18 protein-coding genes are annotated in these 22,958 nt (G+C 73.4%); 12 read left to right on the top strand and 6 right to left on the bottom strand.

Going from position 1 to position 22,958, the window contains the following annotated elements; genetic code table 11:
* Window positions 1–186 precede the first annotated feature (186 nt).
* A complete protein-coding gene (locus AB0F56_RS30005) occupies window positions 187–1,086 on the top strand; it encodes an SGNH/GDSL hydrolase family protein (RefSeq protein WP_362015151.1) in 900 nt (299 codons plus the stop codon).
* A gap of 11 nt (window positions 1,087–1,097) precedes the next feature.
* Window positions 1,098–2,033, top strand: coding sequence for an aldose epimerase family protein (locus tag AB0F56_RS30000; protein ID WP_362015149.1), 936 nt, complete (start codon window positions 1,098–1,100; stop codon window positions 2,031–2,033).
* 62 nt (window positions 2,034–2,095) lie between these two features.
* Here AB0F56_RS30000 and AB0F56_RS29995 read toward each other — a convergent pair whose 3' ends face one another.
* Complete coding sequence (locus tag AB0F56_RS29995; protein WP_362015147.1) at window positions 2,096–4,540, bottom strand: glycoside hydrolase family 3 C-terminal domain-containing protein; 2,445 nt, start codon at window positions 4,538–4,540, stop codon at window positions 2,096–2,098.
* A gap of 190 nt (window positions 4,541–4,730) precedes the next feature.
* Between AB0F56_RS29995 and AB0F56_RS29990 the strand changes: the two genes are divergently transcribed.
* From AB0F56_RS29990 to AB0F56_RS29980, 3 genes are all read left to right on the top strand, one after another.
* The gene (locus AB0F56_RS29990; RefSeq protein WP_362015357.1) at window positions 4,731–5,330 is read left to right on the top strand and encodes a TetR/AcrR family transcriptional regulator; all 600 of its coding nucleotides are present in this window, start codon (window positions 4,731–4,733) and stop codon (window positions 5,328–5,330) included.
* A gap of 78 nt (window positions 5,331–5,408) precedes the next feature.
* Window positions 5,409–6,671 carry a pyroglutamyl peptidase gene (locus AB0F56_RS29985; RefSeq protein ID WP_362015354.1) on the top strand — a complete coding sequence of 421 codons (1,263 nt, stop codon included), beginning with the start codon at window positions 5,409–5,411 and terminating at the stop codon, window positions 6,669–6,671.
* Window positions 6,672–6,704: 33 nt separating this feature from the next.
* The gene (locus AB0F56_RS29980; RefSeq protein ID WP_362015145.1) at window positions 6,705–7,418 is read left to right on the top strand and encodes a carbon-nitrogen hydrolase family protein; all 714 of its coding nucleotides are present in this window, start codon (window positions 6,705–6,707) and stop codon (window positions 7,416–7,418) included.
* Between the two features lie 12 nt (window positions 7,419–7,430).
* On the opposite strand, the gene AB0F56_RS29975 is transcribed toward AB0F56_RS29980, so the two are convergent.
* From AB0F56_RS29975 to AB0F56_RS29965, 3 genes are all read right to left on the bottom strand, one after another.
* Window positions 7,431–8,255 carry an EI24 domain-containing protein gene (locus AB0F56_RS29975; RefSeq protein WP_362015142.1) on the bottom strand — a complete coding sequence of 275 codons (825 nt, stop codon included), beginning with the start codon at window positions 8,253–8,255 and terminating at the stop codon, window positions 7,431–7,433.
* A gap of 94 nt (window positions 8,256–8,349) precedes the next feature.
* Window positions 8,350–8,772 (bottom strand): organic hydroperoxide resistance protein, encoded by a 423-nt coding sequence (locus AB0F56_RS29970; protein ID WP_362015140.1) that lies wholly within the window; start codon window positions 8,770–8,772, stop codon window positions 8,350–8,352.
* Window positions 8,773–8,835: 63 nt separating this feature from the next.
* A complete protein-coding gene (locus AB0F56_RS29965; RefSeq protein ID WP_362015137.1) occupies window positions 8,836–9,855 on the bottom strand; it encodes an NADP-dependent oxidoreductase in 1,020 nt (339 codons plus the stop codon).
* Between the two features lie 97 nt (window positions 9,856–9,952).
* On the opposite strand from AB0F56_RS29965, the gene AB0F56_RS29960 reads away from it, so the two are divergent.
* Window positions 9,953–10,387 carry a MarR family transcriptional regulator gene (locus tag AB0F56_RS29960; RefSeq protein WP_362015135.1) on the top strand — a complete coding sequence of 145 codons (435 nt, stop codon included), beginning with the start codon at window positions 9,953–9,955 and terminating at the stop codon, window positions 10,385–10,387.
* Window positions 10,388–10,480: 93 nt separating this feature from the next.
* On the opposite strand, the gene AB0F56_RS29955 is transcribed toward AB0F56_RS29960, so the two are convergent.
* Window positions 10,481–11,266 carry a hypothetical protein gene (locus tag AB0F56_RS29955; protein ID WP_362015132.1) on the bottom strand — a complete coding sequence of 262 codons (786 nt, stop codon included), beginning with the start codon at window positions 11,264–11,266 and terminating at the stop codon, window positions 10,481–10,483.
* Window positions 11,267–11,388: 122 nt separating this feature from the next.
* Here AB0F56_RS29955 and AB0F56_RS29950 point away from each other — a divergent pair, with 122 nt between their 5' ends.
* From AB0F56_RS29950 to AB0F56_RS29925, 6 genes are all read left to right on the top strand, one after another.
* The gene (locus tag AB0F56_RS29950) at window positions 11,389–11,955 is read left to right on the top strand and encodes a hypothetical protein (RefSeq protein ID WP_362015130.1); all 567 of its coding nucleotides are present in this window, start codon (window positions 11,389–11,391) and stop codon (window positions 11,953–11,955) included.
* A 215-nt stretch (window positions 11,956–12,170) separates the two neighbouring features.
* Window positions 12,171–13,214, top strand: coding sequence for a rod shape-determining protein (locus AB0F56_RS29945; protein ID WP_362015127.1), 1,044 nt, complete (start codon window positions 12,171–12,173; stop codon window positions 13,212–13,214).
* A gap of 36 nt (window positions 13,215–13,250) precedes the next feature.
* Window positions 13,251–14,840, top strand: a complete 1,590-nt coding sequence (locus AB0F56_RS29940; RefSeq protein ID WP_362015125.1) for a GAF domain-containing protein — start codon at window positions 13,251–13,253, stop codon at window positions 14,838–14,840.
* A gap of 157 nt (window positions 14,841–14,997) precedes the next feature.
* Complete coding sequence (locus tag AB0F56_RS29935; protein WP_362015351.1) at window positions 14,998–16,185, top strand: NarK/NasA family nitrate transporter; 1,188 nt, start codon at window positions 14,998–15,000, stop codon at window positions 16,183–16,185.
* Between the two features lie 50 nt (window positions 16,186–16,235).
* Window positions 16,236–17,702 carry an acyl-CoA synthetase gene (locus AB0F56_RS29930; protein ID WP_362015122.1) on the top strand — a complete coding sequence of 489 codons (1,467 nt, stop codon included), beginning with the start codon at window positions 16,236–16,238 and terminating at the stop codon, window positions 17,700–17,702.
* Complete coding sequence (locus AB0F56_RS29925; protein WP_362015120.1) at window positions 17,695–19,050, top strand: carboxyl transferase domain-containing protein; 1,356 nt, start codon at window positions 17,695–17,697, stop codon at window positions 19,048–19,050. The genes AB0F56_RS29930 and AB0F56_RS29925 overlap by 8 nt, the downstream gene beginning before the upstream one ends.
* A gap of 196 nt (window positions 19,051–19,246) precedes the next feature.
* On the opposite strand, the gene AB0F56_RS29920 is transcribed toward AB0F56_RS29925, so the two are convergent.
* The gene (locus AB0F56_RS29920) at window positions 19,247–22,915 is read right to left on the bottom strand and encodes a S8 family serine peptidase (protein WP_362015117.1); all 3,669 of its coding nucleotides are present in this window, start codon (window positions 22,913–22,915) and stop codon (window positions 19,247–19,249) included.
* Window positions 22,916–22,958: the final 43 nt, after the last annotated feature.

Genomic DNA, 22,958 nt, shown 5'->3' with positions numbered 1-22,958 from the left:
TGTGACGTGATGTAATTTACCGGAGCCGACTGGCAAAGGTGCCTCTGGTTCGACGGGGGAAAAGCTACCGTGCCGCACCACCCTTGGGGTGACGTACGGTCGGTCCGGGGGCCGGTGGACACGAAGCTTTCACTCGCCAGGACGCCGACCGGGTGGGAAATGGGGGCCAAGGGGATGCGCCGAAGGATGCGCGGCACACGACGATTCCGTACCGGCCTCGCCGCCGCGGGGGCCGTGGCGCTGCTGTGCGCGGGCACCCTGACGGGGTGTGAGGTCGCACGGCCCGACGCCGCCGCCTCCCCGAAGCCGACCCCGACACCGCGGCCGACCCCGGTCTGGGACCGCACCCCCGCTTCCGTCGCCGCCGTCGGCGACTCCATCACCCGCGCCTTCGACGCCTGTACGGTCCTGGCGGACTGCCCCGAGGCGTCCTGGGCGACCGGCACGGACACCGTGGTCAACAGCCTGGCCCTGCGCCTCCTCGGCCCCGAGCGCGTCGCCGAGCGCAGCTGGAACCTGGCGAAGACGGGTGCGCGAATGGCAGAGCTGCCCGAGCAGATGGCCCGGGCGGGGGCCCGCAAGCCGGAGCTGGTGACGGTGATGATGGGCTCCAACGACGCCTGCCGGGCCCGGGCCGAACTGATGACGCCGGTCGCGGAGTTCCGCGCGGACTTCGAGGCGTCCCTCGCGAGTCTGCGCAGGGCCGCGCCGAAGGCGCAGGTGTACGTGTCGAGCGTGCCGGACCTGAAGCGGCTCTGGGCGTCCGGCAAGGACAGCGCCCTGAGCCGGCAGATATGGAGGCTGGGGATCTGCGGCTCGATGCTGGCCGACGCGGAGGACCTGAGCGCTTCGGCCGAGAAGCGGCGCACGGCCGTGCGGGACCGGGTGGTGGCGTACAACACGGCCCTGAAGGAGGTCTGCGCGAAGGACCGCCGCTGCCGGTACGACGGCGGCGCGGTGTTCGGCTTCCCCTTCGACGGCGAACAGCTGAGCCGCTGGGACTGGTTCCACCCCAGCAAGAACGGGCAGGCGCGGCTCGCGGAGCTGGCGCATCGGCAGGTGACGGCGCCGGAGCCGCCCGCGTAGGGTTCCGGATCATGAGGATCACGGGTGAACCCTTCGGTTCGGTCGACGGTACGGACGTCACGCGCTGGACCCTCCAGCGGGACTCCGTGCGCGTGCGGGTGCTGACGTACGGCGGCATCGTCCAGTCGGTCGTGGTGCCGGACCGGGACGGCGTGCCGGACGAGGTGGTGCTCGGGCACCCGGATCTGACGGGCTATCTGAAACACCCCGAGCCGTACTACGGCGCCCTGGTGGGGCGGTACGCCAACCGGATCGCGGGCGGGTCCTTCACCCTGGACGGCACGACGTACCGGCTCGCCCGCAACGGGGGGCCGAACTCCCTGCACGGCGGGGAGCGCGGCTTCGACAAGCGGGTGTGGGACGCGCAGGAGGTCGAGGGCGGGGTACGGCTCTCCCGGGTCTCCCCCGACGGCGAGGAGGGTTTCCCCGGCCGGCTCGCGGTCGCGGTGACGTACACCCTCGACGCCGACGGCGCGCTGCGGATCGGCTACCGGGCGGAGACCGACGCGCCGACCGTGGTGGCGCTGACGAACCACACGTACTGGAGGCCGGGCGGCGGGGCGCACGAGCTGCGGGTCGCCGCCGGGCGGTACACGCCGATGGACCCGACGGGCATCCCGACCGGGGCGTTCGCCGAGGTCACGGGCACGGAGCTGGACTTCCGCGCCGGCGGGCCGCTGTCGGTCCCGCTGGACCACAACTTCGTCCTCGACGGGGACGGTTCGCCGGAGGCGGCCGAGCTGTACGCGCCCGACACCGGGCGGACGGTGACCGTGGAGACCACCGAGCCCGGGCTGCAGGTGTACGCGAACCCGGAGCTCGGCGGGGTGGCCCTGGAGACGCAGGCCTTCCCCGACTCGCCGAACCGGCCGGAGTTCCCGTCGACGGTGCTGCGGCCGGGCGAGGTGTACGCCTCGGAGACCGTCTTCCGCTTCGGTACGCGCTGACGAGGAAGCCCCGGGGCGGTTGTCAGGTTCCGCCCCGGGGCCGGTCATGGGAGGACGGGGCCTCAGATGTCCAGCGTCGCGGTGAGGCGCGTGTCGGCGAGCGAGTGCGCGGCCCGGACCTCGTACGTACCGGAGATGTGCGCCCAGCCGTTCCGCTCCTCGTCCCAGATCTCGAAGGCGCGGGCGGGCAGCGGGATCTCGGTCTCGACGCTCTCGCCGGCGCCGGCCTCGACGCTCGCGAAGGCGGCCAGCCAGCGGGCCGGGCGCTCCACCTCGTCGGCGGCGGGCGCCAGGTAGATCTGGACGACCTCGCGGCCGGTGCGGGTGCCGGTGTTGGTGATCCGGACCTTCGCCGCGGTCGGGGTGACTTCGAGGGAGTCGTACGACCAGGTGGCGTAGCCGAGGCCGTGGCCGAAGGCGTACGCCGGGGTGGCGCCGGCCTTGTCCCAGGCGCGGTAGCCGATGAACACGCCCTCGTCATAGGCGAGTTGACCGTCGGTGGGGGTGGTCTCGGTGACCGGCACGTCGGCGAGGGCGACGGGCCAGGTGGTGGGGAGCCGGCCGCCGGGCTCCTCGGCGCCGGTGAGGACGTCGGCGAGCGCGGCGCCGCCCTCCTGGCCGGGGAACCAGCTGAGCAGGATCGCGGCGACCTCGTCGCGCCAGGGCATCTCGACCGGGGAGCCGGCGTTGACGACGACGACGGTGTTCGGGTTGGCGGCGGCGACGGCCCGGACCAGCTCGTCCTGACGGCCCGGCAGGGCGAGGTCCTTGCGGTCGAAGCCCTCGGACTCGACGCGCTCGGTGGTGGCGACGACCACGACGGCGGTGTCGGCGGCGCGGGCGGCCTCGACGGCTTCGGCGATCAGTTCGTCGGGGTCGCGGCGCGGCCCGAGGTGGACGAAGGAGAACATCACGGCGGGCAGCGGGGCCGCGAACTCCTTGTCCAGCGGGTGGAGCAGGGAGACCTCGACGCTCTTCCCCGCCGTGAGGGCGACCTTGGCGCGCTCGACGGGAGAGCCGAAGAACGCCTCGAAGGGGTCGCTCTCGGGGCCCATCGCCTGGAGCCCGTCGAAGACGGTCTCCCCCGCGATGCTGAGGGTGAAGGCGCCGAGGCCGCGGGTGCCGAAGGAGTGCTCGCCGGACTCGCGCGGGGTGAACGTACCGGTGACCTCGATGGAGGCGAGGGCCTCGTGGGTGACGCCGGCCGGGAGGTCGTCGCCGATCCACTGGACCTGGCCGTTGGGCAGGGAGCCCTCACCGAGGACGGTGCCGTCGGCGTCGCGGCAGACGGCGCGGAGGGTGAACCCGGACGAGACCGAGCCGGCGGGGGTGAGTTCGTCGCTCGGGTCGGCGCCGATGGTGAAGGTGAGGGCGCCCTCGGGGAGCGCGGCGGTGAGGCCGTCGAGCGGGGAGACCGTGTGGTCGGGGAAGACCTGGGCGGAGCCGCCGCCGAGGATCCGGGCGTCGCGGGCGGCGGCGCCGGAGAGGGCGACGGTGCCGTTCTTGAGGGGCAGCGCGTCGTTCTCGTTGCGGACGAGGACGACGCCTCGGTGGGCGACCTCGCGGGCGAACGCGTCGCCGTCGATCGTGGCCGGGGGCTCGGTGACGACCGCCGGGGCGCCTTCGAGGGCGCCGACGCGGGCGGCGAGCCGCAGCACGTTCCGTACGGCCGCGTCGACCAGCGACTCCTCGACCTCACCGGCCCGGACGGCGGCGGCGAGCGCCTCGCCGTAGACGGTCTGCGGGCCGGGCATGGCGACGTCGAGGCCGCCTTCGATGTCACCCTTGGTGGAGCGGGCGGCCATCCAGTCGGAGACGTTGGCGCCGTCGAAGCCCCACTCGCCGCGCAGGACCTCGTTGACGAGCTCGTGGTGCTCGCTCATGGTCACGCCGTTGACCTGGTTGTAGGCGGTCATGATGCCCCAGGGGTGGGCGTTCTTGACGATGGCCTCGAAGGGCGCGAGGTAGAGCTCGCGCAGCGGGCGCGGGGCGATGACGCTGTCGACGGTGAAGCGGTCGGTCTCGGCGTCGTTGCCGACGTAGTGCTTGACCGTGGTGCCGACGCCGCCGTCCTGGACGCCCTGGACGTAGCCGGTGCCTATGGCGCCGGTGAGGTACGGGTCCTCGCTGTAGGCCTCGAAGTGGCGGCCGCCGAGCGGGGTGCGGTGCAGGTTGACGGTGGGCGCGAGGAGGACGTGGACGCCCTTGCGGCGGGCCTCTTGGGCGAGCAGGCGGCCGGCGCGGCGGGCGAGGGCCGGGTCCCAGGAGGCGGCGAGGGCGGTCGGGGAGGGCAGGGCGACGGACGGGTCGTCGGCGGTCCAGCGGACGCCCCGTACGCCGATCGGGCCGTCCGACATCACGATCGACCGCAGGCCGATCTCGGGAACGGCGGGCAGGGACCACATGTCCTGGCCGCCGAGCAGCCGGGTCTTGGTGTCCAGGTCGAGCTTGCCGAGCGCCGTCTCGACGGCCTGCTCACGAACGGTCTCCGCGCTGTGCTCCGCCATGGCCATGTCTCCTCGCTGAAGTCGTGTGCGGCCCATGGTGGACCCGATACCTGTAGATCGGTAGGTTACGTTACTGTTTCGTAATCATGTCATGCCGTACGGTCCTGGGGACGAGGGTCCTTCGACGGCGGACAGACCGTCGAAGGACGGACCTTCAGTGGACGGACGGCAGGGAAAGGGGGCCACGGCGATGGTGCGGGCCAGGAGCGAGGAGCGGCGCTCGGACATCGTGCGCGCGGCCCTCGAGGTGATCGCCGAGCGCGGTTACCGGGGCGCGTCGCTCGGCGCGGTCGCGGAGCGGGTCGGCCTGACGCAGCAGGGGCTGCTGCACTACTTCCCCACGAAGGAGGCCCTGCTCGTCGCGGTGCTCGCGGAGCGCGACAAGTGGGACACGAGCGGCGCGGGCTCGCGCGAGGGCTGGCGGCTCGACCTGATCGACTCGCTCGTCGAGTACAACGCGATGCGGCCGGGGATCGTGCAGACCTTCTCTGCGCTGCTCGGCGAGTCCGTGACCGAGGACCACCCGGCCCGCCGGTTCTTCACCGAGCGCTACACCCAGGTCCGTACGGAGATGGCGACCGTGCTGCGCCTGGAGTTCGGCGAGCGCCTGCCGAGCGGGCTTACGCCGGAGCGGGCGGCGCCGATCCTGACGGCCGTGATGGACGGCCTTCAGTACCAGTGGCTGCTCGACCCGACGGCCGTGGACATGCCGGCGGCGTTCCGGGACTTCCTGCGGCTGCTGCACGGCGGAGAGGCCGCGGAGGACGCGGAGGGCTCGGGCGGCAAGTGAGGGCACCGTAGCGGGAGTTGCGGGTGAGCCGGGATACTGCGCGGGCCGGTTTCCGACGCGACGGAGGTCCCGCCCGTGCTGTCCCGTTTACGTCCCGCAGCGCTCGGTCTCGCGCTGATCACCGCCACCTTGACGCTCGGCGCACCGCCCGCCACGGCTGTTTCCACGACGGGGGCCGCGCCCGCGGTGACCGTGGAGGAGGCGCGGCTGGACCGGGCCGTGCCCCAGGAGATCCTGCGGCGCGGCGGATTCGCCTCCGTGGCACCGGAGTTCGCCCGCGCCCTTGCCGGGGCGGAGTCGTACGGCGAGGCCGAGCGGGCGGTCGTACGGCACGGGGAACGGCTCTGGCGGGACGCCGTGGACCGGGCGCAGGGGCGCCGGGTGCGCGGGGATCTGAGCAAGGACGACGACCGCCCGCTGTACTGGGCGCGGCTTGCGCTGACCCGTGAACTGCGGGGCTGGCAGCCGGGGTTCGCGCTCGGGGAGGAGCGCAGGGCCCGTCTTCTCGACCGGCTGGAGCGCTCCTCGCGCGGCCAGGACTCGATCCGGTTTCCGGGCGACGGGCCTCGCGGCACGTGCGTGAAGCGGATCCTGCTGACCGGCTTCGACCCGTTCACACTCGACCGGGACGTCCGCATCAGCAACCCCTCGGGGGCCACCGCGCTGGCCCTGGACGGGGCGCTGATCCGGACCGCCGACGGTGACCTCGCCCGGATCGAGACGGCCGTCTTCCCCGTCCGCTGGCAGGACTTCGCCGACGGCAGCGTCGAGCGGTCGCTGCGCGGGCACCTGTCGGAGGTGGACCTCTTCACCACCGTCAGCCAGGGCCGGATCGGCCGCTTCGACATCGAGCGGTTCAACGGCGCCTGGCGGGGCGGCTTCCCCGACAACGAGAACCTCTCGCGCACGGAGACCGTCCCGGTGGCCGACCCGGCCACGCAGCCGCAGTGGACGGCGACGACCCTGCCGTACGCCTCGATCGTCGCGGCGGACACCGGGCGGTTCCCGGTACGGGACAACACGACGGTGACCGAGATCCCGGCGGGCGCGACCGGTCCCGTGGACCGCCCGGACGGTCCGACGGCGGGCTCCGCGGCCCGCGCGGGCGGCGGCGGGAACTACCTCTCCAACGAGATCGCCTACCGCGCGACCCTGCTGCGCGACCGGCTGGGCCTGCCGCAGCTGCCCGGCGGCCATGTCCACACCCCGGTCCTGCAGTTCGGCACGGGCAACACCGACCCGGCGACGGGCACGGTCACCGACCCGGAGTTCGTCGCCAACCGGCTCGCCATCATCGCCCAGGTCCGGGCGATCCTCGCGGTGGCCGCCGCGAACTCCTAGCCTCGTCGACGGATGGGCGGGATGATGGCGGTCATGATCGTCGCAGCAGCGCAGTTCGCCCCGGTCGCCGGGGACGTCGAGGCCAATGTCCGTACCGTGGCCGGGCTGATCCGCGAGGCCGCCGCCGAGGGTGCCCGCGTGGTCGTCCTGCCCGAGCTGGCCCTCACCGGCTACGAGCCGACCCTCATCGGCGCCACCCCGGCCCTCCACCTCGCCGAGGACGACCCGCGCCTCGATCCGGTACGGGAGGCCTGCCGCGCGGCCGGCGTGGCGGCGGTCGTCAACGGGCCGGTGCGCACGGCGGGCGGCCGGCCGGGCATCACGTCCCTGGTGTTCGGCCCGGACGGCGAGCTGCTCGCCCGCTACGACAAGGCGCATCTGCACGGCATCGAGAACGAGGTCTTCGCACCGGGCACGGCCGACGGGCGCTTCACCCTCGACGGGGTCCGTTTCGCGCTCGCCACCTGCTACGACAACCGCTTCCCCGACATCGCGGAGCGGGCCGTCGCCGACGGCTGCACGGTCTATCTGGCGAGCTCCGCGCTCGACCCCGACAACGACTCGTTCGAGAAGGTGTACCCGGTACGGGCCCGGGACTTCGGCCTCTACGTGGTCCTGGCGAACGTCGTCGGCACGTGCGAGGCGGGCCCGTGCGTCGGTCTCAGCGGCGGCTGGGGCCCCGACGGCGAGCGCATCGCCGACGCGGGTCCCGAGCGCGCGGGCTTCGCCCTCGCCGAGGTGGGCTGAGGCCGGCCGGCGTCAGGCGTACGGGTTCCGCTGCGGCTGCGGGGTGCCCGTCTGGACGGGCGGCGCGGGGGTCTTGCCCCCGCCCTCGCCCGTCTCGGCCGTCTCGCCGTTCAGCTCGCGGGCCATCAGGGTCGCGCCCGCGACGGCGCCCGGCATCAGGAAGACGGCGACCAACGGGACCAGGAACGAGAGGACCAGCGGGACGCCGAAGCCCAGGGTGAGCATCCGGCGGCCCCGGAGCATCCCGAGGCGGCTCTTCAGCTCGACGCCCCGGCGCTGGAGGGCGACGGAGGTCAGTTCGTGGGCGAGGAAGAAGCCCGAGACGCAGAAGCCGATCACCGGGACGACGGTCTGGCCGACGACCGGGATGAAGCCGCAGGCGAAGAGCAGGATGCCGTAGAGGGCGACCCGGGCGAGCACGCGCAGGCTGTCGCGTGCGGAGATCCACAGTTCGCGCCAGAGCGGCAGGCCCGACTCGGGGACGTCGCCGCCCTCGGTGCGGTCGACCTGCTCGGAGAGCGACTCGTAGAACGGCTGGCCGACCAGCAGGGTCACGGCGGTGAAGGTGATGACCGCGAGGAAGAGCCCGAAGGCGAAGACCAGGCCGGTGAAGAAGCCCCGGACGAGCCCCTGCCAGGGGGAGGTCCAGTCGTCGGCGAACGGGGTCGCCCAGGTGGTCAGGTCGTCGGCTCCGTAGCCGAGGCCGATGAGCGCGCCCACGTAGAGGACGAGGGTCACGAGCCCCGGGAGCAGCCCGAAGCCGAACCACCGGCCGTGCCGGGCCACCCACTTCTGCCCCTGTACCAGATATCCGAACCCGGCCCCGAAATCGCGCATGTGGATCACCCTATCGGGCGTGCCGCACGCGCCCGTACGAAGCGGGCCGCACCCCGGTCGGTCGGGGTGCGGCCCACTTCAGACTACGCGTAACTCAGACGGCCAGCTCGACCGTGATGTTCCCGCGGGTCGCCTTGGAGTACGGGCAGACCTGGTGGGCCTTCTCGATCAGGCTCTTCGCGGTCTCGGCGTCCACGTTCGGAATGGTCGCCGAGATCTTGACGATGATGCCGAAGCCGTCGTCGTTCTTGCCGATGCCGACCTCGGCGGTGACCGTCGAGCCCGAGATGTCGGCGTTCTCGTTGCGCGCCACGACGCCCAGCGCGCCCTGGAAGCAGGCGCTGTAACCGGCGGCGAAGAGCTGCTCGGGGTTGGTGCCCGCGCCCGAGCCGCCCATGGCCTTCGGCGGGTTCACGACGACGTCGAGCTGGCCGTCGTCGGTCGCGACCCGGCCGTCACGCCCGTTCTCGGCGGTGGCGATGGCGGTGTACAGGACGTCGGACTGCTGGATGGACATCTGATGCTTCCTTCTGCTGGTTCGCCGCGACTCGCGCCCACGATCGCGACGGCTGAGGGAAGACTAGCGGGTCGCGGAAACGATCATCTTTCCGGTGTTCTCCCCGCGGAGCAGGCCGAGGAAGGCCTCCACGCCGTTCTCGATGCCCTCGACGACGGTCTCGTCGTACTTCAGCTCGCCGGTGCGCAGCCAGCCGCCGACCTCCTGGACGAACTGCGGCTGCAGGCCGTAGTGGTCGCCGACGAGGACGCCCTGGAGGCGCAGCCGCTTGCCGATGATCATGGCCATGTTCCGCGGGCCGGGGACCGGCTCGGTCTCGTTGTACTGCGCGATCATGCCGCAGATGGTCGCGCGGCCGTGCACGTTGAGCGAGGAGATCGCGGCTTCGAGGTGGTCGCCACCGACGTTGTCGAAGTAGACGTCGATGCCGTCCGGGGCGGCCTCGCGGAGCTGGTCCTTGACCGGGCCGTTCTTGTAGTTGAAGGCGGCGTCGAAGCCGTACTCCTCGACGAGCTTCTTGACCTTCTCGTCGGAGCCGGCCGAGCCGATGACCCGGGAGGCGCCCTTGAGCTTCGCCATCTGGCCGACCTGGCCGCCGACGGCGCCGGCCGCGCCCGAGACGAAGACCACGTCGCCCTCCTTGAAGGAGGCGACCTCGAAGAGGCCGGCGTAGGCCGTCAGGCCCGTCATGCCGAGGACACCGAGGTACGTGGAGAGGGGGGCCAGGTCGGGGTCGACCTTGGTGGCGTGCTGGGCGGGCACGTCGGCGTACTCGCGCCAGCCGAGGCCGTGCAGGACGTGGTCGCCGACGGCGAAGCCCTCCGCGTTCGACGCGATGACCTCACCGACGGCGCCGCCGTCCATGGGGTGGTCGAGCTTGAACGGGGGGACGTACGACTTCACGTCGTTCATCCGGCCCCGCATGTACGGGTCGACCGAGAAGTGCAGGTTCTTGACCAGGATCCGACCCTCGGCGGGCGCGGTGACGGGGGTCTCACGGAGCGCGAAGTCCGCGGGGGTCGGCCAGCCGTGCGGACGGGCGACGAGGTGCCACTCACGGCTGGACGCGGGAAGTACGGACATCGGCTCTGCCTCCTGGAACGAGAAATTACTTCACCAACTGAAACAACCATGCGCCTGGATATTTCATGTTGTCAAGTATCTGGGTACGATGGTGCCCATGGGCACCCCACGCACAGACCCCCTGACCGTCGAAGTCGTCGACCTGATCGGCACGGTCGTGGCGCGGTACCACCAGGAGTACGAGCACGCGGCCTCGGAGCACGCGCTCACCGGCGCGCAGGCCCGGGTCCTCGGACTCCTGTCGCTCGAACCGGTGGCGATGCGGAAGATCGCCGAGAAGCTGAAGTGCGAGCCGTCGAACGTGACGGGGATCGTCGACCGCCTCGAAGCGCGCGGCCTGGCGGAGCGCCGCCCCGACCCGGCCGACCGCCGCGTCAAGCTGGCCGCGCCCACGCCGGAGGGCCTGGACACCGCCCGTCGGCTGCGGGAGTCGCTCGACTTCGCGCGCGAGCCGCTCGGGCAGCTCACGGAGGTCGAGCGGACGCTGCTGCGGGACCTGCTGAAGCGGATGCTGGGTGAGGACGGGGGCTGACGCACGCACCGGCGGGCCCCTAGGTCGTGTCCGGAAAGTCTGGCCTGGCTCGCGACGCCCTTCGGGCGGACGACCATACTTTCCGGACACTCCCTAGAAGCAGAAGATGAACCAGCAGCTCTTGGTCGGGCTGGGCGTGGGCGCCGGAGTCGTGGGCGGCGAACCGGGCGGTGTCGCCGTCGGGCTGCCGCTGCCCGACGGTGTCGCCGTGGCCCCCGGCTGCGACGCGGACGGCGAACCCGTCGGCGGGGCGCTCGTCGGGTTGCCCTGACCGCCGTCCGAGCCCTGCCCGGTCCCACCCACGTCCCCCGAGCCGTTCCCGCCGCCCGAGCCGGATCCGCCGGCGGAGCCCCCGCCGGGTATGCCCGTGTGCCCCTGGGCGGGCGTGTGCGCGTCCACCGGGGAGGCCGAGGTCGAGACCCGTACAGGGCCCCGGGTCTCCGTGGGCCGGACGCTCTCCGAAGGCACCGGAGGCAGCGAGGTCTCCACGACCTCCTCCTCCTGGACCGCGGTGGCGGCGCCGCCCTCGTCCGGAGGGTCCAGGGCCACCTTCGTCAGGCTCAGCGCCCCGGCCGCCAGGAGCAACCCGAGGGAGCCCACCAGAACGTTTCGCCCCTTGCGGCTGCGGGCCCGGCGCCCCTTGCGCGAGGCCGCCCTCCCGGACGCGACCGGTCCCGCCGGGGCACGCCTGGCGGCGCGCCTGCCTCCCGAGGCGGGGCGCGGAGGCTCGACGACGTCCAGTTCGTAGACGTGCTCGGTCTCGGCCGCGTACTCGGTCGCGCGGGGGGTCTCGTACCGCAGCTCCTCCACGGGCGTACCGCACCCCGCACAGGCGAGGGCGCCGTTGAGATGCCGTCGGCACTGATGGCAGTAGTCCATGGCTGCCGCAGAGTATGTGTCGGCGGGTCCCCACAGGTAGGCGGGAACGTGAGGATCCTGTGAGGAAACCCCAGGTCGGCGGCGTGTCGTCGCGATTCTCCCGCTTCGGGCAGGATGGTCGCATGACCTCGTCCGAGCCTTTCGGGCCCACCGAGTTCCAGCTCGTCCTGCTCCGCCGGATGGCCGACCACCAGCCGGATCTCGTCGAGGAAGCCGTCCGCGCGCTCGGCGCGACGCGGACCGCGATGCGCGAGGCCAACCGGCGCTGGCAGGCCTGGGCGCACGGCCGCCGGGGGCCAGGCGAGCTCGCCCGCTACCGGTCGGCGCTCGGGGAGCCCGTGGCGCGCCGCCGGGTGGAGCGGTACGACTCCGAGATCCTCCAGTGGGAGCTGCCGCTCTGGCCCGAGCTGCGCTGGGAGGTCCTGGTGGGCCCGCTCGGCCGCAGGACCGCGCCGGACGTCTGGGGCAGCGGCCTGGTCCGCTCGCCCGGCGCCCCCGTCCCCGAGCTGCGCACCACGGCGGATCTACGGCCCTGGGGCTGCACCGTCGCCGAGGTCGGCAACGCCTTCCCGCCGGCCCGGGCGCGCGAGGGCAGCGCGCCGACCCGGCTGCGCCTGGACTTCACCCTCCCCGACGGCGGCACGGGTGCGGCCGAGTTCACCTGGGGGCTGTTCCAGCGTCTGCTCTGACCGGACGCCAGGCCCCCTCCAGGACACCCCCCCGAGACACCCCACCAGGACACCCCCAAGACACCCCTCCAGGACGCCCCTCCGAGACACCCCCTCCACCCCCGGGCGGCGCATCCCAGCGCGCGCCGCGCCGGAGGCGGTCGCACGATGCGAACAGGACGCCGAAACGCACCACGCCTCGCCCCGTGCCAGCACCGCACTCCGGAGGATCCGCCGTGACCGTCAGCCTTGAGCAGCTGCGCCGTTGCCATGTCGCCGTCGACCTGGGCGCCGCCCGGACCCGGGTCTTCGTCAAGGGCGCCGGGCTCGTCGTCGACGAGCCCAGTGTCGCCGCCGTGAACACCCGTACCGGCGCACTGATCGCCGTCGGCGCGCTGGCCGAGAAGATGACCGGCCGCACCCCCGACTACATCCGGGTCGTCCGGCCCGTCTCCGGCGGCACCGTCGTCGACATCGACATGGCCCAGCGGATGCTCCGTCATCTGCTCGGCGAGAAGCTCCGCCGCCAGCTGCGCCGCAAGCCCCGGCTGCGCGCCGCCGCCTGCACCCCGCACGACAGCGACCCGCTCGCACAGCGCGCGGCGGTGGAGACCCTCGTCGGGCTCGGCGCCCGCCGGGTCGAGCTGGTCGACACCCTGATCGCGGCGGCCGTGGGCTGCGGACTCCCCGTCGAGCAGCCCACCGCCACCATGATCATGGTCTGCGGGGCGGCCACCACCCAGGTCGCCGTGCTGTCCCTGGGGTCGATCGTGACCGCCGAGCGGATCCCGGTGGGCGGTGACGCGATCGACCACGCGGTCATCCAGCACCTGCGCCACCAGCACGAGCTGATGCTCCCCAGCCAGTCCGTCCGGCCGCTGCAACTCGCCCTCAGCGGCAACGGCCTGACGCTCCAGGGCCCGAGCTACACCGAGATCCACGGCCGGGACGTCGCCACCGGCCTCGCCCGCTCGGTGACCGTCGACACCGCAGCCGTGCGCGAGGCCATCCACACCCCGCTGACCGCCGTCCTCGACGGCATCGGCAAGATCCTGCGCGACTGCCCGCCCGACCTGGTGGCCGACCTCGCCGAGCGCGGCATCATGATGGTCGGCGGCAGCGCGCTGCTCCCCGGGCTCGACCAGATGCTGCGCGAGGCGACCGGGATGCCGGTGACCATCGCCGAACGGCCCGACGTCTGCGCGATCCTGGGGCTCGGATCGATGCTGGAGGGCAAGATCCAGCCGATGGTCCTCGACCCGCTGGCCGAGGCGGAATGATCGTCCCGATCGCCCGTTTCGCCTGACAATGCTCCCATGGCACTGACGGACCACCACGACGAACCGGACGCGGCACCGCACCTGCCGATGCTGCTCCAGGCGGTCCTGAGCGTCGGCACCGATCTCGAACTGCGGGCCACGCTCCAGCACATCGTGGAGTCCGCGACCGACCTGATCGGGGCGCGCTACGGGGCGCTCGGGGTCGTGGACCCCGAGCGCGGCCGGCTCACGGAGCTGTTCACCTCCGGCATGACGGACGCCGAACGGGAGCGGATCCCCCGCCTCCCCGACGGGCACAGCGGGCTCCTCGGGGTCCTCATCGAGGACCCGCAGCCGCTGCGCCTCGACGACCTGACCGCCGATCCGCGCTCCGGCGGGGTGCCCGAGGGCCACCCCGTCATGCACTCGTTCCTCGGGGTCCCGATCCGCGTCCACACCGAGGTGTTCGGCAACCTCTACCTCACCGAGAAGCGGGGCGGCCCGTTCACCGAGCGGGACCTGTCGATGCTGCGGGTCCTCGCCTCGCAGGCCGGCATCGCGATCGGCAACGCCCGCCTCTACGAGACAGTCCGGCAGCGCGAGCGCTGGATCGAGGGCGCGGCGGCGGTGACGACGGCGCTGCTCGCCGGGGAGCCCGCGGCGGACGCGCTGATGACCGTCGCCGAACGGGCCCGGCTGCTCGCCGACGCTTCGGCCGGAGTCGTCCTGCAGCCCACCGAGGAGGGCGGGATGGAGATCGTGGCGGCCTCGACCGTGGACGACCCGGGCGACCTGGTGGGGACGACGATCGCGCCGGGCTCGCCGGTCCTCGAGCAACTGCTCGGCGGGGAGCCGGTGTTCGTCGAGGACTCGGCGACCGACCCGCGGATGACCACGCACGTACGGTCGCGGTTCGGGCCCTCGATGATGCTGCCGCTGCAGAGCGGCGGCCGGCTCATCGGCACGCTCGCGCTCCCCCGGCGGCTCGGCGGACGCCCGTACACGGCGGTGGAGCGGCTGCTCGCCTCGCAGTTCGCCTCCCAGGCGGCCCTCGCGCTCGTCCTCGCGGACGCGCAGCACAACCGGGAGCAGCTCGCGGTGTACGAGGACCGCGACCGGATCGCCCGTGACCTGCACGATCTCGTCGTCCAGCGGCTGTTCGCGACGGAGATGATGCTGGAGTCGACGCGCCGCCGCGCGACGGACTCCCCGACCGAAGAGGACGCGGAGGCCGCAGCGGGCGACCTCTCCGCCGACCCCGACTCCCTCGGAGACACCGCGCTGCTCGGCCGGGCCGTGGACGAGCTGGACTCCACCATCCAGGAGGTACGGACGGCCATCTTCGCCCTCCAGCAGCCGCCCGCCGACGCGCCGACGACCTTCCGGGGCCGGGTGCTGCGCGAGACGGGCGGCGCGGCGGCCCTCCTCGGCTTCCAGCCCTCCGTGCACTTCACCGGCGCCGTCGACACGCTCGTCGACCCGGCCGACGCCGACGCGCTGCTCGCCGCACTGCGCAAGGCCCTCGCGGCGGCGCACCGCCGGTCGGGCGTCTCGGCCATCCGGGTCGAGGTGGCGGCGACACCGGACGGCCCGCGCCTGACGGTGACGGACGACGGCCGCCCGGCCACCACGGTGCACTGGCCGTAGCCCCGGCCAAGCCACGCCCCCGTGCACCGGCCGTAGCCCCCGCGAAACCACGCCCCCGTACGGCCCAATCCGGCGCGCCCCGGTCCGCCGCGCGCACTTGACTGATCGCGTGGACACCCTCGCGAAGCCCTCCGGCACCGCCTACCGGAACCTGGTCATGGCCACGATCGGATTCGCGCTCACCTTCTGGGCGTGGGACCTGATCGCGCCGCTGGCCAGCTGGTACGGGGACCGGCTGAACCTCAGCTCCTTCCAGCAGTCGCTGCTCGTCGCCGTCCCCGTCCTGGTCGGCTCGCTGGGCCGGATCCCGGTCGGTGCGCTCACCGACCGCTACGGCGCCAAGCTGATGTTCCCGCTCGTGTCGGCGCTGACGATCGTGCCCGTCCTCCTCCTGATCCCGGCGAAGAACTCGTACGGCGCGATGCTCGCCGTCGGCTTCCTCCTCGGCCTCGGCGGCACGACCTTCGCGATCGGCATCCCCCTGGTCAACTCCTGGTTCCCGCCCGCCAAGCGGGGCCTGGCGCTCGGCGTCTTCGGCATGGGCATGGGCGGTGTGGCGCTCTCCGGCTACTTCACCCCGCGCATCGCCAAGCACGGCGAGAACCTGCCGTTCGTCGTGGTCGCCGTCGCCCTCGCCGCGTACGCCGTCCTCGCGCTGCTCCTCATCAAGGACCGCCCCGACCGGCCGGTCCCCACGGCGTCCCTCGCGACGCGACTCGGGAAGGCGGGGCGGCTGCGGGTGACCTGGGAGCTGTCGGCGCTGTACGCGATCGGCTTCGGCGGCATCGTCGCGTTCGGGGTGTACCTGCCGACGTACCTGAAGACCTGGTACGAACTGGACCCGACCGACGCCGGTACGAAGGCCGCCGGATTCGCCCTGGTCACCGTCGTCTTCCGGCCCATCGGCGGCTGGCTCTCCGACCGGATCCACCCCGCGCTCGTCACGGCCGGCGCGCTCGGCTTCGTCGCGCTGTTCGCGATCGTCCAGGCCTTCGACCCGCCGCTGAACCCGGGCGGCACGATCGCCCTGCTCTGCATGGCGGCCGGGCTCGGCACGGCGAGCGGCTCGGTCTTCGCGCTGGTCTCGCAGGTCACCCCGCAGCCGCAGGTCGGCAGCGTCACCGGCATCGTCGGGGCGATGGGCGGGCTCGGCGGCTTCGTGCCGCCGCTGGTGATGGGCGCGATCTACAGCGCCAAGGACTCCTACTCGATCGGTTTCATGCTCCTCTCCGACCTCGCGCTCGCGGGCTGTGTGTACGCGTACGGGCGGATGCGGACGATCAGGCCGACCGCGGACGTCGGCGGGGCGCCGGAGGTGAGCAAGGTCGCAGCACCTCGCCCCTGAGACGCGGGCAGAATGCCTCTCGGCATCCCGCTACGCGAGGAGGACGACCCGTGACCGCGCTGTTCCCGGCCCTGAGGGCCCGTTCGGACCGGCCCGCACTGCGCTTCGGCGCCGATTCGCTCACGTACGAGGAACTGGGCCGCGCGGCAGGCGCCTTGGCGGCGCGGATCGAGGGCGCGGGGCGGGTCGCCGTCTGGGCGACGCCGACCGCACCGACGGCGGTCGCCGTGGTGGCGGCGCTGCTGGCCGGCGTACCGGCGATCCCGCTCAACCCGCGCACGGGCGAGCGGGAGTTGGCGCACATCCTCGGCGACAGCATCCCGGGGCTCGTCCTCGCGGGCGCGGGCGACGTGCTCCCGGCGGGGCTCGCGGAGCTGCCCCGGATCGACGTCGACGGACGCGGGGAGGGTCCGGCGGTCGGGGAACCCGACCTGCCCGAGGAGTCCCCCGCCCTGATCGTCTACACCTCCGGCACCACGGGGCCGCCCAAGGGTGTCGTCCTCTCCCACCGGGCGATCGCCGCCTCGCTGGACGCCCTCGAGGAGGCCTGGGCCTGGACGGCGGACGACGTGCTCGTGCACGCGCTGCCGCTCTTCCACGTGCACGGACTGATACTGGGCGTCCTCGGCCCGCTGCGGCGCGGCGGCTCGGTGCGCCACCTCGGGGCGTTCTCCGTCGAGGGCGTGGCCCGGGAGCTGGGCGCGGGCGGCGGCACGATGCTGTTCGGCGTACCGACGATGTACCACCGGCTCGCGGACGCCCTCGACGGCGATCCTGCGCTGGTCCGGGCGCTGTCGGAGGCGCGGCTGCTGGTCTCGGGCTCGGCGGCGCTGCCGGTCCACGACCACGAGCGGATCTCGGCGGCGACGGGCCGGACGGTGGTCGAGCGGTACGGCATGACCGAGACCCTGATGAACACGGCCGTCCCCGTGGGCACCCCGCCGCGCCCCGGGTCCGTGGGGCTGCCGCTGCGGGGCGTGGGGCTGCGGCTCGTGGAGGAGGACGGCACGGAGATCGCGGCGTACGACGGGGAGAGCGTCGGCGAGATCCAGGTGAAGGGCCCGAACCTGTTCAGCGCGTATCTGAACCGGCCGGACGCGACCGCCGCCGCCTTCGACGGGGAGTGGTTCCGCACCGGGGACATGGCGGTCCGTGAACCCGACGGGTACGTACGGATCGTGGGCCGCAAGGCGACGGACCTGATCAAGAGCGGCGGGTACAAGATCGGCGCGGGCGAGATTGAGAACGCCCTCCTGGACCACCCGGCGGTGCGGGAGGCCGCCGTGACCGGGGAGCCGGACGCCGATCTCGGGGAGCGGATCGTGGCCTGGGTGGTGGCCGCGGACGCGGAGAAGCCGCCGACGGCCGAGGAGCTCGCGGACCATGTCGCCGGTCTTCTCGCCCCGCACAAGCGCCCGCGCACCGTGCACTTCCTCGGCGCGCTGCCCCGCAACGACATGGGCAAGCTCCTGAAGAAGGCGCTGCCGGCCGCCCTCGCGGAGTCCGGCCGTGACTGAGCGGCCCACGGCCCGCGAGGTCGTCGCGCTGGTGACGGACGACTTCGCGGCGCTGCCCGCCCCGGCCCCGGACGGGCCGGCGGACGGGCCGGCGCGCCCGGACGGGCCGATCGGCTGGGCCGGGTACGACGCGGCACACGCGCGTGCGGCGTCGAAGACCGGCGAGGAGGAGTCCGTCCTGTACGGCAGGGCGACGGTCGGCGGTCGTCCGGTGGTCCTGGTCGCCTTCGAGTTCGGCTTCCTCGGCGGCTCGCTCGGGCGGGCGGCCGGTGACCGGCTCGTCGCCGCGTACGACACCGCCGTCGCCGACCGGGTCCCGCTGGTGTCGCTCGTGGCGACGGGCGGCAGCCGGATGCAGGAGGGCATGATCGCCCTGACCCAGCTCCAGCGGGTGGCCGAGGCGACGGTACGGCTCCGGGGCGCGGGCGTCCCCCATGTCACGGTGCTGCGCGACCCGTCGACCGGCGGCGGCTGGGCGACGGTCGGCGCGGGCGCGGACGTGGTCCTCGCCCTCCGCTCGGCCCAGGTGGCCTTCGCGGGCTCCCGGGTCCGGCCGCCGGACGCCGACCCGGCCGCGTACACGGCGGAGGGGCAGTACGCGCACGGGCACGTGGACGCGCTCGTCGACCCGGCGGCCCTGCGGGCGACGCTCGGCCGGTGGCTGCGGCTCCTGACGGGCGCCGGCGAGCGGCCGCCCGTGGCCGCTCCGCCGCCCCGCGCCCTCACCGAGGCCGCCCCGCCCGGCACCGGGTGGGAGGCCGTCGTCCGGGCGCGGGCCGCCGGGCGGCCGCGCGCCGGGGCCTATCTGGACGCCTACTTCAGCGTCCGGGAGGCCGTGTGGGGCGACCGGGCCGGTGGCGTGGACGCCGGTGTGGAGTGCGGGTTCGGCCTGCACGAGGGCCGGACGGTCGCGTACGCGGCGCAGGGCGGGACCGCGACCCGCCCGGCCGGTTTCCGGACGGCCGCCCGGCTGATCCGGCTCGCGGACCGGCTCGGGATCCCGGTCCTCACCCTGATCGACACCCCGGGCGCCGCCAACGACGCGGAGGCGGAGCGGGCCGGGGCGGGCCCGGCCATCGCGGAGGCGTTCACCGCGGTCGCCGAGGCGCGGGTCCCGGTGACCTCGCTCCTCGTCGGCGAGGGCGGTTCGGGCGGGGCCCTGGCGCTGGCCGCGCGCGGCAACACCTGGACCACGCCCGACGGTTACTTCTCCGTCATCGCGCCCGAACCAGCCTCGGCCATCCTCAAGCGCTCCCCCGACCAGGCCCCGCTCACCGCCGACCAGCTCCGGCTGCGGCCGCAGGACCTGGTGGAGCTCGGCGTGGTGCGCGGGATCGTGGAGAGGTAGGGACAGGCCGGACCACGGCCCCGCGCCGGAGCCGCCCTACCGGCTCTACCGACGCGTCGCGCGACCCCGGAGACGTCGCGGGCGCCGCGCGGATCGGTGACGTACAGCCGGACCGTGATGCGGAACTGCCCGGCACGGCAGGGAAGCCGTGCCGGGCACCATGTCCCGCATTCCGGACGGAGGGACTACTTCATGGCTACTTCACGCCGAGCGCCCGGATGATCTCCTGCTTCACCGCGCCGCCCCGGTCGTCGGAGGCGCCCGCCCGGAGCGAGACGTACGCGGCGCCGCGCGGCACCCGCAGCTCACCCGTCCAGGCCGTGCCGTGCGAGGACTTCTTGAGCGTGACCTTCTGCCAGGTCTTGCCGTCGTCGTACGAGACGTCCAGCGTGCCGCCGCCGATCCGGCCGGTGCCGGTCGCGCCGACGACGTACTCCGCCGAGATCCCGACGTCCACCCGGCCGCCGCCCCTGACATCGCCCTTGAGGTCGGTGTCGACGTCGAAGCCGAGGTTGATCAGCGGGAGGAAGGTCTCACGGTCGGTGGGGGTCTCCTTGGAGCGGAAGGTCCACTCGGCGTGGCCCTTGGTCGACAGGCGCCAGCGCGCCGGGTCGAGCGTGGTGTCGGTGACGACCTTGTAGGTCGCCTCCTCCGCCGGGGAGTCCCAGGCGTAGGCGCCGGAGCTCATCCTGCGGTCGACCCGGGTCCCGTTGACGTACACCTCGGTGAACTGGGTCATCGAGTCGTCGCTCCACACGTTGCCGAAGCCGGTGTGGTCCGGGCCCGAGTCGCCCCAGCCGGGGGTGTTGAACTTCAGGTCGTTGCCGACCCGCTGCTGGCCCCAGCCGAGCCCGGTGCCGAGCCAGGGGTGCCAGACCGGCTTGAACCACTCGCGGTGCGTGGTGCTGTCGCCCCGGTAGGAGAGGATCCCGCCGCGCTGTTCGAGCGAGTCCTCCAGGTCGACCGACTCGTGCCAGCCCTGGCCGCGCCCGGTGGAGACGTACTCGGTCCGCTCGGCCGGGAACGCGATGTACTCCTTGAAACCGAAGCCGATCGGGAACGTGTCGGTGATCGAGTAGCGGAACTCGCCGCCGAGCTCCTTGCGGCCCGTGGGCATGTGGAACGTGGAGCGCACGGTGGCGAGTTCGTCCTCGTCGGGCCGGAAGACCAGGTCGGACGGGATCGCGCCGGGGTGCCCCTCGGAGAGGTCGTAGACGTACGGGGTGAAGCGCGTGCCGGTCAGGTCGACCGTCTTCTTGCGCGCGGCGGTCTGCGCGAGCCGGGCTCCGTCGGCCGCGTTGACGGTCGCGACGGCCAGCGGCCGGGTCTCGTAGGCGTCCGTGCCGAACCAGGTGTTGAGGCGGCCGGGTGCGTCGTCCGTGACGAAGAGGAGGGCGACGCCCGCGTCCTGGGCGATCTGCGCGATCTCGACGGGCGTCAGCGCTCCGGCGCGGACCAGGACGGCCTTGCCCTTCACGTCCTTGCCGGCGTACTCGGCGGCCGTGCCGGTGCCGACGTCGACCAGCCCGAGGCGCTTGGTGCCTTCGAGCATGGTCGTGCCGGGCTGGACGGTGGCGCCGGAGAGCCGGTCGCCGCCCGCGCTCGCCTCCAGGAGCGGCTTGCCCAGGCGCCAGACGGTCCGGTACTCGAAGGTGCCGGTGGCGGGCTTGCGGGTGGGCGCGGCGAAGATCGAGTCGTACTTCACCGGGAGCTGGACGGCGCCGCCGTAGGAGGCCCCGTTCGCGTCCCGGTCGAACTCCATCAGGAGCTGACGGGTCTCGGTCCGCTGCTCGACCTCGGCGCGGATCTCCTTGAGCTGCCGTCCGTCGAGGGTGATCTCGCGGTCGCGGTCGAGGACGATCTCGGGGTCGGTGAGGAAGCCGAGGCCGAGCGAGTCCTTGCCCTTGGAGCCGCGGACGTCGAGGAAGGAGGAGACGGTGTACGTGCCCGGCTTCAGGCGCAGTTCGAGCGTGCCGGACTCGCCGACGGCCGCCGGGAACGGGTCGTGGCCGGGGGCGAGCCGCTTGACGCCCAGGTTGGCCGAGGTCGGGGCGCCGTCACGGTCCTTGACGTGGACGGTGAGGTTGTAGCGCTCCTCCTCCTTCACCAGGCCGAGCGCGGTGTGCGCGACGGGGACGCCGGCGGCGGAGGCGACGACCCGGCCGGAGGCGTTGCCGACCGGGGCCTTGGCGCCGTCGCCGGTGACCGTGGTCTCCGCGGTGCCGTGGGCGGGGACGGTGAGCGTGCTCGCGGCGAGGGTCGCGACGCCCGCGGGCATGCCCTCGACGGCCAGGTTCAACTCGACGGCCGCGTCGGAGTGGTTGGTGTACGTGACCGTCTTGGTGACCGGCTTGTTCGCCTCGTACGGCCAGGAGAAGAAGCCCAGGTCGGCGGAGCCGGTGGCGGTGACGTTCGCGGTGATCGCGGCGGCCACGTCGACCCGTCCGGCGCCGAGCGCGTACGCGGAGTCGGTGAGCGTCTTCGACGAGGACATCAGGGCGTTCTTGAGCTGCGCGCCGGTCCAGTCGGGGTGCTGCTCGGCGAGGAGCGCGGCGACACCGGCGACGTGCGGGGTCGCCATCGACGTACCGCTCATCGAGGTGTACAGGCCGGTGCCGGTGACCAGTTGGGAGCGGGCGGCGAGGATGGAGACGCCGGGCGCGGACAGGTCCGGCTTGAGGGCCTGGTCGCCGAAGCGCGGTCCCTGGCTGGTGAAGTACGCGGGCTGGTCGGCGGAGTCGACGGCGCCGATGGTCAGCGCGGAGTCGGCGGCGCCGGGCGAGCCGATGGAGCCGGGGGCGCCGCTGTTGCCCGCGGCGATGACGAAGAGCGCGCCGGTCTCGGCCGAGAGGGTGTTGACGGCCTGGGCCATCGGGTCGGTGCCGTCGCTCGGCTCGCTCGAACCGAGGCTCATCGAGACGATCTTCGCGTCGATGTCCTTGGCGGCCCACTCCATGCCGGCGATGATCTCGGACTCGCTGCCGAAGCCCTCGTCGCTGAGGACCTTGCCGACGGCGAGGGTCGCGCCGGGCGCGACGCCCTTCTCCGCGTTGCCCTCGGAACCGGCGCCGCTGCCGCCGACGGTGGAGGCGACGTGCGTGCCGTGGCCGTTGCGGTCGGCGACCTCCTCGCCCGCGATGAACGACTTCGACTCGCCCACCCGGTCCTTGAGGTCGGGGTGGCCGAGGTCGGCGCCGGTGTCGAGGACGGCGACCTTCACGCCCTTGCCGGTGAGCCCGGCCTCCCAGGCCTTCGGGGTGCCGATCTGCGCGTTGGACTCGGCCATCGCGGCCTCGACCCGGCCGTCCAGCCACACCTTGCCGCCCGCCGAGCGGGTCGCGGGCGAGGTGAAGGAGCGCCAGAACGCGGCCGGGTCGGTCGCCTCCACGGCCGCGCCGCCGATGCTGGGCAGCGCACGGACGGTCTCGGTGCCGCGCGGCGCGGCGGCGCGGACGCCCTTGCCGTGCGTGACGATCAGCGGCAGTTCCTCGGTGATGCCCTGCTCGATGAGGCCGCTGACGTCGAAGAGCCGCTCGTCCAGGGCGCCCGAGTCCAGGTAGGGGCGGGCCTCGTCCGGCACGACGGTGACGCGGCCGTCCGATATCTCGCTGCGTACGGCTCCGGTGGCGCCGGCCGCCCTGTCGACAGTGACGGTCTTCTTCCCGCCGCCGAGTTCGGTGACGGTGACCCGGTCGCCGGTGACGAGCGTGACGGTGGCGCTCTGCGCGGCGGCGTTCTTGAACGTATCGGGTACGGCGGGGGCGGTGGCTCCTCCGGCGGCGGCGGTCTGCCCCGCGGTGAGCAGCACCAGGGAGATGCCGGCGGCGAGCAGCCCGGCCCTTCCTCCTGCGGAAGGTCTGATCATCGACGCACTCCTCGGCACCCGGGGGAAGGGGTGGTTCCGGGCG

Source organism: Streptomyces sp. NPDC026092, from assembly GCF_040638605.1.
In the GTDB taxonomy this organism is placed as follows: domain Bacteria; phylum Actinomycetota; class Actinomycetes; order Streptomycetales; family Streptomycetaceae; genus Streptomyces.
This window is presented reverse-complemented; position numbering and strand designations above follow the sequence as displayed.